The 12,925-nt window shown below is 65.8% G+C and carries 16 protein-coding genes; 6 read left to right on the forward strand and 10 right to left on the reverse strand.

What is annotated here, in order from left to right; all coding sequences use genetic code 11:
- The first annotated feature begins 310 nt into the window (after positions 1-310).
- From OXK16_16105 to OXK16_16115, 3 genes are all read left to right on the forward strand, one after another.
- Entirely contained in the window at positions 311-1,195 is an 885-nt protein-coding gene (locus OXK16_16105) for an amidohydrolase family protein (protein ID MDE0377466.1), read from the forward strand.
- A gap of 47 nt (positions 1,196-1,242) precedes the next feature.
- Positions 1,243-1,938: an SDR family NAD(P)-dependent oxidoreductase gene (locus tag OXK16_16110; GenBank protein MDE0377467.1), complete on the forward strand. Its 696-nt coding sequence runs from the start codon at positions 1,243-1,245 to the stop codon at positions 1,936-1,938.
- 126 nt (positions 1,939-2,064) lie between these two features.
- Entirely contained in the window at positions 2,065-3,093 is a 1,029-nt protein-coding gene (locus OXK16_16115) for a LacI family DNA-binding transcriptional regulator (GenBank protein MDE0377468.1), read from the forward strand.
- 138 nt (positions 3,094-3,231) lie between these two features.
- Here the strand turns inward: OXK16_16115 and OXK16_16120 are convergent, their stop codons facing one another.
- The 4 genes from OXK16_16120 to OXK16_16135 form a co-directional block, all read right to left on the reverse strand.
- Positions 3,232-3,450, reverse strand: coding sequence for a DUF2118 domain-containing protein (locus OXK16_16120; GenBank protein MDE0377469.1), 219 nt, complete (start codon positions 3,448-3,450; stop codon positions 3,232-3,234).
- 113 nt (positions 3,451-3,563) lie between these two features.
- Positions 3,564-4,556 (reverse strand): thiamine pyrophosphate-dependent dehydrogenase E1 component subunit alpha, encoded by a 993-nt coding sequence (locus OXK16_16125; protein MDE0377470.1) that lies wholly within the window; start codon positions 4,554-4,556, stop codon positions 3,564-3,566.
- Positions 4,553-5,569 (reverse strand): alpha-ketoacid dehydrogenase subunit beta, encoded by a 1,017-nt coding sequence (locus OXK16_16130; GenBank protein MDE0377471.1) that lies wholly within the window; start codon positions 5,567-5,569, stop codon positions 4,553-4,555. Before OXK16_16130 ends, OXK16_16125 begins: the two co-directional genes overlap by 4 nt.
- A 210-nt stretch (positions 5,570-5,779) precedes the next feature.
- Positions 5,780-6,199: a hypothetical protein gene (locus tag OXK16_16135; GenBank protein ID MDE0377472.1), complete on the reverse strand. Its 420-nt coding sequence runs from the start codon at positions 6,197-6,199 to the stop codon at positions 5,780-5,782.
- A 208-nt stretch (positions 6,200-6,407) separates the two neighbouring features.
- Here OXK16_16135 and OXK16_16140 point away from each other — a divergent pair, with 208 nt between their 5' ends.
- From OXK16_16140 to OXK16_16150, 3 genes are all read left to right on the forward strand, one after another.
- Complete coding sequence (locus tag OXK16_16140) at positions 6,408-6,665, forward strand: type II toxin-antitoxin system prevent-host-death family antitoxin (protein ID MDE0377473.1); 258 nt, start codon at positions 6,408-6,410, stop codon at positions 6,663-6,665.
- Complete coding sequence (locus OXK16_16145; GenBank protein MDE0377474.1) at positions 6,662-7,042, forward strand: type II toxin-antitoxin system VapC family toxin; 381 nt, start codon at positions 6,662-6,664, stop codon at positions 7,040-7,042. Before OXK16_16140 ends, OXK16_16145 begins: the two co-directional genes overlap by 4 nt.
- Before the next feature lie 119 nt (positions 7,043-7,161).
- A complete protein-coding gene (locus tag OXK16_16150; protein ID MDE0377475.1) occupies positions 7,162-8,121 on the forward strand; it encodes a DMT family transporter in 960 nt (319 codons plus the stop codon).
- Positions 8,122-8,130: 9 nt separating this feature from the next.
- Here OXK16_16150 and OXK16_16155 read toward each other — a convergent pair whose 3' ends face one another.
- The 6 genes from OXK16_16155 to OXK16_16180 form a co-directional block, all read right to left on the reverse strand.
- Positions 8,131-8,646 carry a shikimate kinase gene (locus OXK16_16155; GenBank protein MDE0377476.1) on the reverse strand — a complete coding sequence of 172 codons (516 nt, stop codon included), beginning with the start codon at positions 8,644-8,646 and terminating at the stop codon, positions 8,131-8,133.
- Positions 8,647-8,765: 119 nt separating this feature from the next.
- Entirely contained in the window at positions 8,766-8,909 is a 144-nt protein-coding gene (locus tag OXK16_16160; GenBank protein ID MDE0377477.1) for a hypothetical protein, read from the reverse strand.
- Between the two features lie 17 nt (positions 8,910-8,926).
- Complete coding sequence (locus OXK16_16165) at positions 8,927-9,853, reverse strand: acetamidase/formamidase family protein (protein MDE0377478.1); 927 nt, start codon at positions 9,851-9,853, stop codon at positions 8,927-8,929.
- A gap of 39 nt (positions 9,854-9,892) precedes the next feature.
- Positions 9,893-10,882: a pyridoxal-phosphate dependent enzyme gene (locus tag OXK16_16170; GenBank protein ID MDE0377479.1), complete on the reverse strand. Its 990-nt coding sequence runs from the start codon at positions 10,880-10,882 to the stop codon at positions 9,893-9,895.
- Positions 10,879-11,721 carry an ABC transporter ATP-binding protein gene (locus tag OXK16_16175; GenBank protein MDE0377480.1) on the reverse strand — a complete coding sequence of 281 codons (843 nt, stop codon included), beginning with the start codon at positions 11,719-11,721 and terminating at the stop codon, positions 10,879-10,881. The genes OXK16_16170 and OXK16_16175 overlap by 4 nt, the downstream gene beginning before the upstream one ends.
- Positions 11,718-12,806, reverse strand: a complete 1,089-nt coding sequence (locus tag OXK16_16180) for an iron ABC transporter permease (protein MDE0377481.1) — start codon at positions 12,804-12,806, stop codon at positions 11,718-11,720. The genes OXK16_16175 and OXK16_16180 overlap by 4 nt, the downstream gene beginning before the upstream one ends.
- Between the last annotated feature and the right edge of the window lie 119 nt (positions 12,807-12,925).

Below are 12,925 nucleotides of genomic sequence, written 5' to 3' on the forward strand. Positions count from 1 at the left end.
CGACGGAACACCGATGACCGCCAAACCACACCAAGTTATTTCGCAGACAGACCACTTACGCGTCGGTCTGCGGGAACGGCGGCGTGGTATGGAGTCGGCAGCGGTGTTCCTCGCAAGGCCCGCTAACGAAGGCGTACCCGCAGCGGTACGTTGAGGAAGCGCAACGCAGCGACGGAACACCGATGACCGCCAAACCACACCAAGTTATTTCGCAGACAGACCACCGGATGCCCGAACCTCGCTAGTCCCGATTCCGGGCACCTTGCCCAGGCTATTCTTCCGACCCAGATAACTACCCGGGGAGGCCAAGATGAGCGATATCAGCTTCGTGGACACGCATGTGCACTTCTGGGAGCGACCCCATCCCACGCTGGCCTGGGTCTGGCTGGAGGACGACTTCATCCACCCCCAGCTGGGCGACACCGTCCTGCTCAAGTCCATGAAGAAGTATGCGATCGACGAGTTCGCGGCCGAGGTCGAGGGTGCGGGTGTCTCGAAGGCGGTCCACGTGCAGGCGGCCATCGGCAGCGAGGACCCGGTAGAGGAGACCAAGTGGCTCCAGGCGATGATCGACCGCACCGGCTACCCGCTGGCCATCGTAGGGGACGCCCGCATGCAGAGCCCCGACGTCGAAGCGACCATCGAGCGCCACGTCGAGTACGCCAACTTCCGCGGCATGCGCGACTTCGCCCAAGGCGACTACCTGGTCGATCCGGACTTCCATCGCGGCTACGCCCTGCTGGAGAAGTACAACCTCGTCTACGACCTGGACGTCTTCTGGGAGAACATGCACAAGGCAGCGGCCATGGCCGCCAAGTTCCCGAACGTCATCCTCGTGGTCGACCACGCCGGCTTCCCGCAGGAACGGACAGCCGAGTACTTCTACAACTGGCAGAAGGGCATCGCCGAGTTCAGGGGCATGGACAACGTCTACATGAAGATCTCCGGCCTGGGCATGGGCGACCACATGGCAGGGCGGAAGTGGACCCTCGACACCATCAGGCCATGGGTGGAGTGTTGCCTGGAGGTGTTCGGGGTGGAGCAGAGCTTCTTCGGCACCAACTGGCCGGTCGACAAGGACTACTCCACCTACCCGGTTCTGGTCGACGCCTACCGCGAGCTGATCTCGGGCTACAGCGAATCCGAGCAGACGGCGCTCCTCTCCGGCAACGCCGAGAAGGTCTACCGGATCTAGGAAGGTAGCCGGTGGCCGATGACCACTAGGGGGTAGGAGCGGAAGCGATGAGTAGAACGGCTCTGGTCACCGGATCGGCCCGTGGTATGGGCGCGGCGATCTGTCGAGTCCTCCGCCAGGACGGTCTACGAGTGATCGGCGCCGACATCATCGGGCATGAGCACGATGACTCGGACCGCTATATCGAGATCGACCTCTCCGATCCCGCCGAATGCGAACGCCTCGTCGCCGAGGCCGGTGAGGTAGACGTGCTGGTCAACAACGCCGCCATCTTCTTCCACAAGCCGATACCCGAGTTCACCGTTGACGACTTCGACTACACCATCGCGGTGAACCTGCGCGCCAACTTCCTCATCTGCCGGGGTCTGGTGGAGGGCATGAAGGAGCGCGGCTGGGGACGGATCATCAACATCTCCAGCGTGGGCGCCCGCACGGGCGGGGTGTCGGACTCGGCGGTGTACAACGCCACCAAGGCGGCCATGATCTCCCTCACCAAGAACTTCGCCCGCAACTACGGCCCCTACGGTGTCACCTCCAACGCGATAGCGCCCGGGTTCGTGGAGGGCTTCATGACCAGCCACGTCACCGATGCGGACCGCGCCCTGTACCTGAGCCAGATACCCGTGGGGCGATCCAGCCAACCGGTGGAGATCGCCAACGTGGTCTCGTTCCTGGCCGGGGACGGCGCCTCGTTCGTAACCGGCGCCACCATCGACATCAACGGCGGCTGGGTGATGACCTAGTGGTTTCTGCTGGTAGTTGATACTTGCCGGGAATAGCTGGCGGTAGTGTCGGAACATGTCCGCGTGGTCTTGGCTCGCCGTGGTTCCCACGCCGGCTTGTCCTGACCAGACTGTGAACGAACTCCGATGACTCCATCCGGGTCAAGACCGACCATCAAAGAAGTCGCCCAGCGGGCCGGGGTGGCCCTCTCATCCGTGTCCCGCGTGTTGAACGACCACCCGGACGTCAGCGAGAACATGCGTACCCGGGTGCTCGAGGCGATCGCCGAGCTGGGCTACGAACCCAACCTGCTCGCAGCCAGCCTTCGCACGGGCAGCAGCCGCACGATCGGATTCATCGTCCCCGACCTGCGCAACCCCCTGTTCGGTTCGATAGTCACCGCCGCCCAAGACGTGTTGAGCCGGCTGGCTTATGCGGCGGTCATCACCACCTCGAGCAGCGATGCCGACCGGGACGCCCAAATGGCCCGCCTGCTGCGACACCGCCAAGTTGACGCGCTTATCGTCTCCCCGGCCGACCAGACGCGTGGGGATCTGATCGACGAGCTCCGCAGGTTCAGAGGACCGATCGTCCTCCTGGACCGCGAGGTGGACGGACTGCCGCACGCTTCCATAGTCGAGACCGACCACGGCGGCGGGATGGGACAGGCCACCAGGCATCTCCTATCGCTCGGGCACCAACGGGTGGCCCTGTTGACCGGATCCCTGCACGTCAAGCCCTCCGCCCAGCGAGTGCAGGCCTTTCGGGAGGCATACAGTGAATCCGGTCTTGCCTGCCCGGAGGACCTGGTCCGGCCGACTGGCTTCGCCCCCGAGTACGGGGAGCAGTCCACCATCGAAGTCCTGGGTATGCCCTCCCCGCCCACGGCTCTGATCGTCGGGGGCAACCAACTCCTCACCGGAGTCCTCAGGAGCCTGCAAGGCCTCGGGTTCAGTCCGGGAGTCGACATCGCAGTTATCTCGTGCGACGACGTGCCGCTGTCGCAATTCCACAACCCACCCATCACGGTGATCGATCGCGACGTGACGGAGATAGGCAGCTCGGCCGCACGTCTCGCCCTGGAACGTCTCGAGGATCCGGAGCAGCCTCCCCGTCGCATAGTGCTGCCCACGACCCTGGTGCTGCGGGACTCGACCCATCCCCTCAAGAGATGACGGCTACCGCGCCGCTGCTCTGAACCTGTGGAGAGAAAACTCCTCGTGGATGACACGCCGGTGGCGCCTGCCTCGAATGGTTCAGGAGTCCACTCTGGGACATTCATTCATACGACCGGTTTGAGATCGAAGACCCTCTCAAGTCTCGATGATGCAGACGGGGGTACCTACGGTTACCTCGTCGTCGATCTCGACCAGCAACTCCACGACCGTTCCCGCCACAGGCGATGGAAGCTCGGCCTCCACCTTGTCGGTCTCCACTGTCATCAGGGTGTCGCCCTCCGCCACCCTGTCTCCTACCGAGACGGCCCACTCGAGGACCAGAACCTCGTCGACGGTCTCGCCGAGTTTCGGCATCTTCACGTTGCTACGAATGTCGGTCCCCCTGTTCCAGGTTGCGGGCAATCTACCAGTGGCAGGCTCGACGATTGAGGCGCGCCCGCGCCTCGACATCCACGCGTAGGTCTCCGCTACGGGGCGTAGATGTTCCGGAACATGTCGTCCACCGTCGCCGGGTCTCCGGCTGCGGCGGTGGCCTCGGCTTCCACGACGCGGCGGGCGACCCGGGCCTCGACCTCCCCGGCCTCCTCGTCCGTCAGCACGCCTTCTTCAATCAGACGGGTGCGGTAGGTGTTGATCGGATCGCGCTCGTACCAACGGTCGAACTCGCCCTCCGGCCGGTAGGGGGCGGTATCGGCCCTCGAGTGGCCCGCGTAGCGGTAGGTCTTCATCTCGAGCAGGGACGGCCCGTGGCCCGCCCGCGCCCTTTCCAGAGCCTCCCCAACGGCCGAGGCCACCACGTCCACATCCTGGCCGTCGACCACATGGCCCGGGATGCCGTACGAAGCCGCCCGGTCGGCGATGTTCTCGACCGGGGTCGTCAGGTGGATGGCGCTGTACTCCCCGTACTGGTTGTTCTCACACACGAACACCGCCGGCAGGTTCCAGATGGCGGCCAGGTTCAGCCCCTCGTGGAAGGCGCCGATGTTGGAGGCACCGTCCCCGAAGATCGCGATCGCAGCATCGTCCGTGCCCTTCACCTGGGCGGTCAGGGCGGCGCCGGCCGCCACCGGGATTCCGGCGCCGACGATGGCGAACGTCGGGAGCAGGCCGATCGAGGTGTCACAGAGGTGCATGGATCCGCCCACGCCGCCGACCGAGCCGTCTCTCCGTCCCATGATCTCCCCCAGCACCGTCACCGGGTGCATGCCCAACGCCAGGGCGTGACCGTGGCCGCGGTAGGTGCAGGTCACCGTGTCGGTGGGCCGGGCGGCCGCCGCGATCCCCACGGATACTGCCTCCTGGCCCTGACAGGTGTGGGTGGTGCCGTGGACGGTGCCCTCGAAGAACATGGCCTGGACCCGGTCCTCGAAGGCCCGTATCTCGCACATGGCCTCGTAGCGCCCGGCCCGGCCCGCTTGGAGCCGGAGCCGCCGATCCAGGGATACGCCGGCGCCGCTCATGCCACCACCTCCCGTGTCTCCCACCAGTGGGGCGGGCGGGTACCGGTCTCGAGAAGGGAACCGACCTGCCGGGCGATGTAGTCGGGACCGGGAAGGTAACGCTGCTCCAGCTCCTTCCCATACGGTACGTGGATGTCCGGGCACGTGATGCGGACGGGCGGCGCCTGGAGGTCTCCGAACAGTTCGCTCGTCACGAACGCGGTTATCTCGCCTCCCCACCCGCCGGTGAGCGGGTTCTCCTCCACCGTCACCAGGCGTCCGGTCTTCGAGACCGACTGGAGCAGAGCCTCCTTGTCGTAGGGGACCAGTGTCTGGAGATCGATCACCTCCGCCGACCAGGGTGCTCCTTCGGCGGCCGCCAGAGCGGCGGGGACCATCGCTCCCATAGCCACCATCGTGACATCGGACCCTTCCCTCACGGTGGCCGCCCGACCGAGCGGGATGATGGCGTCCTCGCCTGTCTGTACCGGCTCCCGCTTGGCGTATAGGGCCCGGGGCTCCAGGAAGACGACCGGGTTGTCGTCACGGATGGCCGCCCGCAGAAGCCCGTAGGCGTTGCCGGCGCCCGAGGCAACCGCCAGCTTGAGCCCCGGCGTGCTGTACATCCACGATTCCAGCGTCTGGGAGTGCTGGCACCCGAAACCGAGACCCGCCCCGATCGAACCCCGCACGGTGAGCGGCACCGAGACCGTTCCGCGCGACAGGTAGTGGAACTTGGCCGCCTCGGTGACCAGTTGGTCGAGCGCCACCCCGATGAACTCGATGAACATGATCTCCACCACCGGACGGAGCCCGGTCGAGGCGGCGCCCACGGCAGCGCCCAGAAACCCCATCTCCGAGATCGGCGTATCCCGTACCCGCGAGGGCCCGAACTCGTTGAGGAGCCCCGCCGAGGTCTTGAACGGTCCTTCGGCCACTGCGATGTCCTCGCCGAACATCACCACATCAGGGTTGCTGCGCATCTCGTCGGCCAGCGCCGTGGCGACCGCCTGGTTCATCCGCATCTTGCGCATGCAGACCTCCTCGTGTGTGCTGCGGCTAGGAGGGTACTGAAAAATGTCCACCGGCCCGATTAGCCAACAGGGATAGCCCGCGTCGAGCAGTGGTGGGCCGACCCATCCCCGTCCTTGTCAGCACCCTCCTACACCGAGCCAGTCGCGTGGACCGAGGTGCTGCCGCTCTATGGAGAAGGCTTATCGGTGGGTTTCGCCGAGGCGAAACGGCTACACCGAGGGGGCCCGCCAAAGCCGATAGGCCTCAACTGCAAACATGACAGGGAGGACAGTGTCTATCACGTGCCAGACGATGGCGTCCGAATTCCAACCCCAGGCGTACTCGAACCAGTTGGGAACGAAGGCCAGCGCGAGCAAGACCGTTCCGTAGAACATCACGTTGGATCGGAGCCAAGGGCGAACGTCCGCCGAACTGTCGCCTTCGTACCTGCGCTTCTCCCGCCAGGTGGTCAGCATCATCAGCACCAGACCGGCGGCCATGAACACGTCGAGCACATGCCACACGTTGAGCGCGGAGCCGATGGTCTCCCCATCGGAGTCGTAGGCGTACAGCGGGAACACCATGAAATGCACCGCCACCGCGACGGCTACGAGTAGTAGGTAGGCGCTCATCAGCTTGTGTACGGCCATCGTCGACTCCGCTTCATCCTCCGGTTACTACGAGCCGGTGATTCCGGAATGATCGCGCCGACTCCCGGTCACCCTTGACGCTCGCTGGCTCTGCTCCCAACCCGTAGGGGATGGACAAGGCATGAACCATCTCGGTCATTCTGGATGGTCCTCTGAGTTAGCGCAACTTGCTGGACGCTTCTTAGTCTGGTCTGGCTAAGCTATGTCCATGACTACCACGATAGTGAACACTCATGAAGCCAAGTCGCGACTGTCGGAGTTGATCCGCAACGTCCAGGAAGGCGGCGAGGTCGTGGTCGCCCGAAACGGACAACCTGTCGCCAAGATCATCGCCTGGCCACCGCCGCGCCCCGAACGCCGACCGGGTGCATGGGCAGGAAGGATCAGTTACCACGGCGACATCGTAGGACCTGATGAGGATGTCATTGCGATGTTCTCCGAATCGGCCGAAGGCGGGAAGGCTTGAGGCTGCTGGTCGACAGTCATGTGGCCCTCTGGTGGCTGGAGGCAAACCAGGCGCTGGGGCCGGCGTGTCGGCGCTCCATCGAGCGCGCCGATCAGGTGTTCTTCTCCGCTGTCACCCCCTGGGAACTCGGGATCAAGAAGGCTCTCGGCAAAGTCTCCTTCCCGGACGGATTGACGGACAGGCTTGAGGCCGAGGGGTTCGAAGCTCTATCGATCTCAGCACGGCATGCCGAGCAGGCAGCCGCCCTCCCGCCGCACCATCGTGACCCATTCGACCGGATGCTGGTTGCCCAAGCACAACTCGAGGCGCTGGCACTGGTGACCGCCGACCGCGTCCTCCATCCCTATAACGTGTCGATGATCGAAGCCTTGGAGTGATCGCGCGCCGCCACCTCTCCACCGCGGGGAGAGTCCGAATTCATGACTCCGTTACACCGATATCCTCCTGATGCCATGGGACAGCGATCGGGAGCAGCGCGGGCTGGGATGCCGGGTAGGTGTTGAGACCCTCGGCTGCCATCGGGCAACTGCGCGAGGTGGGATCCCGCCAGCCCTTGCTCCTGATCAGCGTTTCGGCGGTGGCCTTCAGCACCGCACCTATTTTCATCCAGGCCTCATCGACCAGCGGCCCGGTGTTCGCGCTCTGGCGGTCATGGATCGGGATCGTGGCGATCTTCGCCGGGGTCACGCTATCCGGCCGCATCCGCATAGCCTTCCCGCGGGGCCGCGATTGGAGGATTCCCTTCTGGGCCGGCTTCTTCAACGCCGTCTCGATGGTCTGTTTCATGACCGCTGTCAAGTTCACCTCGGTGGTGGACATCTCGTTGCTGACGATGCTCAACCCGGTCCTGATCGCGTTGTGGGCGATCCCGATGTTCGGGGAACGTCCCGGGCTGCGCTTCCGGCTCTGGACGCTGGTGGCGATCCTCGGGTCCGGGTTGGTCATCCTCGGAGGATCGACGGGGCCGGACGGCGACCCGCTGGGAATCGCCCTGGGCATCATGTCGGTCCTGTGCTGGTCTTTCCAGTTCGTGAGTATGAAGCGGGCTCGCGCAACCATGGACACCATCCCGTTGATGGTGGGCATGCTGGTGGTCAGCACGCTGTTCGTGTCGTTGTTCTGCTTCGCCACCCGCGCCGCCGTCTGGAACCTGTCCGGCGCGGACATGCTCAACGTGGTGGGAGTGGTGGTCGTGCCCGGAGGGATGGGCGCCATGCTGCTCTCCTGGAGCCTGCGTTGGGTACCGGCGAACGTCCCCCCGCTCATGTACCTGCCGGCGCCTTTCCTGGCAGGCGCCATGGCCTGGTTCTTCCTCGGCGAAGGCGTGACCCTGGTCCATGTGGGGGGCGGGGCGATGACGCTGGCGGGGGTGGCGGCCGCTCTGCTCAGCCGTTCGGGCAAGGCGCTGCTGGCGACCGCGTACACCCGCCCCACAGCCTCCCCGCCCCCGGTCTGAAGGCGACCATCAGCGTGCTTGCCAGAGTCTCCAGACCTGCTTGGCGGCCTCTTTGCGGGTCTTCCCGTCCATGGAGATGCTGATGTGGGCGGCCTCCTCGTACAGGTGCTTGCGGGCCTCCCAGATCTCGGTGTAGCGCGCGGCCAGGTCGTCATGGCCCAGCAGCAGGGGGCGGTTCTTGGTCTTGCCCTTGGCGATCAGGGAGGCGATAGAGGGTTTGAGCCACACCACCAGTCCGGTATCCCGCATCAGGGAGCGGTTCGCCTCGTCGAGGATGGCGCCGCCGCCGGTGGCCACCACCAGCCGCTCCGAACGCCCGGCGATCCACGCCACCTCCTCGCACTCCATCGTCCGGAAGGCAGGCTCGCCGTGCGTGGCGAAGATCTCGGGAATGGTCATCCCGGCCCGCTCCACGATCTGATCGTCCGTGTCCACCAGCCGGAACCCGCTGAGTTCGGTTAGCCGCCGGCCCACCTTGGTCTTCCCGGAACTCATCATCCCGATCAGCCACAGCTTGGAAGTCATGCCTCCACCCTATCCGGACGGGGCGGAGGACACTCCCGAGCATCGCTCATGGCAATCCGAGGCCGCAGCGACAGGAAGGGTCTGGCGATGGCGCTCGGGCGACCTGCGGGCGGGAAGACTCAACCGGGATCGCCGACCCGGTATCCCAAGGGCGGCTCTTCTCCGAGCAGGTGCTCCACGAAGTAGTCCCTGCGGGTAAAGTACGGATCCTCGTTCCAGGTGCCCCATGTGACGGCGTGGTCATGGTTCCGGTTGGGAAGCACCGGCTTCCGTCCGGGGTTCAGAGAAGTCCCCGGAGCAGTTCCTGTCTGACACCTGCGACGTAGGTGACCGTCGGGTTCACCACCTGGGTGGCGCGCGCCTCGAGGACCTGGCTCAGTAGCAGGACGGCTTCTCGGGGTTCGAGCCCGTAGTCGGCATGGAGCCAGCGGATCAGCTCGGTCACCGCCACCCTGAGGGCGCTCTCCGCCGGCCGGTCGGATGCCACCGTGAAGATACGATCGGAAGTGACGATCCGGGGCCAGATCATCTCGGCCGGCCGTTGCATGAGGTGGACCCTCAGCCGCAGGAGGGCACTCGTCTCGATACCGGTACCCGAGACCTCGCCGTCGCCCTGCACGGCGTGAACATCGCCGATATGCAGCAGGGCGCCGGGGACATTGACGACCAGGCGCACCCTGGCGCCCGGCCCGACCTCCTGCACGTCCATGTTCCCGCCCCAGTTGCCGACCCGCACCGTCGACTGCGCTTCGTGGGCGGGGGCAACGGCCACCATCCCCACCATCGGTCGGGTAGGGATGGTCAATCCCCGACTCCAGATCACGCGGTCGCCACGTATCCGGACGACACGCGCCGCGGCGAGGTCTCCGACCGGAACGGGTGAGCTGGGAAAGAGCCGGTTGCTCCCTGCGAACGTGGTGTACCCGACCGGCGCCAGTTCCATGTCCTCGATCACGACTTCTATCGCCATGCCCGGCTCCGCGCCCTCCACCCAGATGGCGCCCGAGGACGGGTTGGCGCCCTCGACCTCGTAGGAATGGTGTTCCGACCACGCCTCCCGAAGGTCGTCAGGCACGGCGGAGATGTCGGGACCCCGATTCATCTGGGTGGCCACCTCGAACACCTCGCCCGGCTCCACGCGCAGGGTGGGGACGTTGTTCGGGCTCGCTTCGTAGTAGAGGGGAGAAGGCCCCTGCCGCCGGATCATCTGCCACTACCCCCCATCATCGACAAGATTCGGCGCCGATCATCCCTCGGCCGGGGTCGTGAGTATCTCCGCCAGCCGGTTGGCGCCGATGCTCCCGCCGCTCAGGACGCAGGCAACGGGGCCGTGCCGCCGCTCTCCGAGGGCCGCGGCCAGCGACATGGCACCGGAACCCTCCGCCACCAGCTTGTTGCCCAACGCCAGGCCGGCGATGGCGCTACGAACGTCGTCCTCCGAGACCACGACCACCCGGTCCACCACGGAGCTCACCAGCGGGAACATCTCGTCGACGACAACCGGCACCGTCGTACCATCGCAGATCGTCTCCCCAGCCTGTACCCATGCGGGTCCACCAGCCTCCAGGGCCGCTCCCAAGGAGGGACAGGCTTCGCTCTGCACTCCTACCACCTCGACGGCCGGCCGTAGCTCCTTGATGACGCTGCCTATCGCCGCCACCAGCCCGCCGCCACCCACGGGTATGTAGACGGCGGCCAGTTCGGGAAGGTCTTCGAGTATCTCGATACCGATCGTTCCGGAGCCCGCCACCATCGATGGGTCACCCCAAGGGTTGAGGTAGCTGTACGGCTCCTTTTCCCATCCCCGGTCGAAGACGTAGTCCATCAGTTCCGAGAACGGCACCGGCACCGGCGTGACACCGTAGGAGCGGACACCGTCGACCTTCACTCTCGGGGCACTGTCCGGCAGGAGGCTCCTGGCCGGGACCCCTAGAAGCCGGGCCACGTACCCGAGGGCTTGAGCGGTATTGCCGGCGCTCTGCGTGCTCAGCCCTCTCTCCCTTTCGGCGGGGGACAGCGACTTCGCCCAGTTGAGCACGCCCCGGAGCTTGAAGGACCCTGCGGGCTGGAGACACTCCGCCTTGAGCCAGACGGGTTCTCCCTGCTCCATCGTCTTGTACTTCAGCAGCGGCGTGCGCAACGCCACTCCTTCGATGCGGCGGGCCGCCTCCTGCACGGCACGCATGGACGGTGGAGGAACTGGAGGACCGCCGGATCCGGTTCTCATCTGGTTCATTCGTCCAACTCCTGTCCATCGCTGCCGGAATGGATCGGAGCGTAGGGTATGCACATCGGTGAGCCGGTCTTCGGGTCGGTGACCACGGCCGCCTCGACCCCGAAGCAATCCCGTAGCAGACGCGGTGTCAGCACCTCGGCGGGAGCCCCGTCCGCGACCACTTCACCGCGGGACATGGCGATCATACGATCCGAGAACCTGGCCGCATGGTTGAGGTCGTGGAGCACCATGACGATGGTCACCCCACGGTCTCGGTTCAGGCTTGACACCAGCTCCAGCAGATCCAGCTGGTGACCGACGTCCAGGAAGGTGGTGGGCTCGTCCAGCAGGAGCATCTCGGTCTGCTGGGCGAGGGCGAGCGCCATCCAGGCCCTCTGGCGCTCGCCCCCGGACAGCGTGTCGATGGGCCGGTGGACGAAGTCTTGGAGGCGGGTCAGCCGGATGGCTTCTTCGATTGCCTCATCGTCCTGGCGGCGGAGCATGCCGAGCGCGCCCACATGGGGGAACCGGCCCTGCTCCACCAACTCCACCACGGTGAGCTCGGCCGGGACCTCGTGCACCTGCGGCAGGATCGCCATCTGGCGAGCCACCTGCCGGGTCGGCAGGTCGTTTATGTCCTGGCCGCTGAGGTAAACGGTGCCCGCCAGAGGTGCGAGCAGGCGCGCCAGGGTCTTGAGGGTGGTGCTCTTCCCCGACCCGTTCGGACCCACCAGTGACGTCCTCGTCCCCCTCCCCACAGTCAGGCTGAGGCGCTGTGACACCACATGCCTTCCATATCCGGTGGAGATTCCCTCGGTCAGGATGGCGGGGTCGGTGACCATCGGCTCCCTCCCGGTCATCGCGTGCGCTCCCGCATGAGATAGAGGAAGAACGGTGCTCCCACCAGGGCCGTGAAGGCGCCGACCGGGATACGGCTACCGCTTTCGGTACGGATGTCGACTAACGGGATCCAGTCGAGCGAGAAGACGCGAGCGAGAAGGTCGGCGGCCACGAGAATGATTGCGCCCACCAGAGCGGAGCAGACCAGCAGCCTCCGCAGGTCCGAGCCCACCAGGGTGCGAGCGAGGTGAGGACCGATGAGGCCCAGGAAGGCGACACCACCCACCACGGATACCGATCCGGCCGCCAGCACGACCGCCGTCATGAGGATGAACGCACGGGCCAACTCGGAACGCAGTCCGAGGCTCACCGACGTGCTGTCTCCCAGCTGGAGCGCATTGGCCAGCGGTATGACCAGTACCACCAGAGGAAGGGCCAGGACCGCGACGGGCACCAGGAAGACCAGGTGGTCCCACGTCCGCGTGCTCAGCGATCCCACCAGCCACCTGACGATCGAGTCGATGTGGCTACCCGAGATCAGGACCATGAACGACGTGACCGCCGAGAGCGCGGCGGCAACTACCACCCCGGTCAGGATGAGCCGGATGGGATCGGTGCCGGCGCGGCAGTAGCTGAGCACGTAGACGATGGCTCCTGCTGCCAGACCACCCGCAATCGCCGCCAGAGGCACCAGGGCGTTCAGATCGTTCAGCGCCCCCTCCGACCCGAAGGTGATCACCAGGGCCAGGACGGCACCCAGGACGGCGCCCTGCGTCACCCCGACTGTCGCGGGAGCGGCCAGGGGATTTCGGAGAACCGACTGGAGCAGCGCCCCGGACGAGGACAGCATCGCCCCGGCCAGCGCGGCGATCAGGACACGGGGCACCCGGACCTCCCACACCGAGATACGGTGGTGAAGCTCCTCTGCCTGATCGATCAGCGCCTTGAAGACGAGATCGGGACCGAAGACGACCGGGCCCAGCATCACGTAGGCGAACATCACGGCCAGGAGCAACGCGCCGAGCGCTACCAGTACCTGCCGGGTCCGGACCTCCGGATTGACGCCGGCCTTCCCGCGCCGGTCTACGGCGGCGGTGACGGTCAAGGGATGGCTCTTCGCCGCACTAGCCCTCTTTGCATGAGCACCAGTAATGCCGGGGCGCCTAAGACGACCGTCCACAGACCGACCGCGATCTCGTGCGGATGGAGGGCGAGCCGGGCAGC

This window comes from bacterium (assembly GCA_028821235.1).
In the GTDB taxonomy this organism is placed as follows: domain Bacteria; phylum Actinomycetota; class Acidimicrobiia; order Spongiisociales; family Spongiisociaceae; genus Spongiisocius.

Coding starts and splice junctions, on each gene's coding strand:
- OXK16_16165 (MDE0377478.1), bottom strand. CDS start 9,853: ATGATCCGGCGGCAGGGGCCTTCTCCCCTCTACTACGAAGCGAGCCCG.
- OXK16_16125 (MDE0377470.1), bottom strand. CDS start 4,556: ATGAGCGGCGCCGGCGTATCCCTGGATCGGCGGCTCCGGCTCCAAGCG.
- OXK16_16110 (MDE0377467.1), top strand. CDS start 1,243: ATGAGTAGAACGGCTCTGGTCACCGGATCGGCCCGTGGTATGGGCGCG.
- OXK16_16140 (MDE0377473.1), top strand. CDS start 6,408: ATGACTACCACGATAGTGAACACTCATGAAGCCAAGTCGCGACTGTCG.
- OXK16_16130 (MDE0377471.1), bottom strand. CDS start 5,569: ATGCGCAAGATGCGGATGAACCAGGCGGTCGCCACGGCGCTGGCCGAC.
- OXK16_16155 (MDE0377476.1), bottom strand. CDS start 8,646: ATGACTTCCAAGCTGTGGCTGATCGGGATGATGAGTTCCGGGAAGACC.
- OXK16_16135 (MDE0377472.1), bottom strand. CDS start 6,199: ATGGCCGTACACAAGCTGATGAGCGCCTACCTACTACTCGTAGCCGTC.
- OXK16_16115 (MDE0377468.1), top strand. CDS start 2,065: ATGACTCCATCCGGGTCAAGACCGACCATCAAAGAAGTCGCCCAGCGG.
- OXK16_16105 (MDE0377466.1), top strand. CDS start 311: ATGAGCGATATCAGCTTCGTGGACACGCATGTGCACTTCTGGGAGCGA.
- OXK16_16120 (MDE0377469.1), bottom strand. CDS start 3,450: ATGCCGAAACTCGGCGAGACCGTCGACGAGGTTCTGGTCCTCGAGTGG.
- OXK16_16175 (MDE0377480.1), bottom strand. CDS start 11,721: ATGACCGGGAGGGAGCCGATGGTCACCGACCCCGCCATCCTGACCGAG.
- OXK16_16170 (MDE0377479.1), bottom strand. CDS start 10,882: ATGAACCAGATGAGAACCGGATCCGGCGGTCCTCCAGTTCCTCCACCG.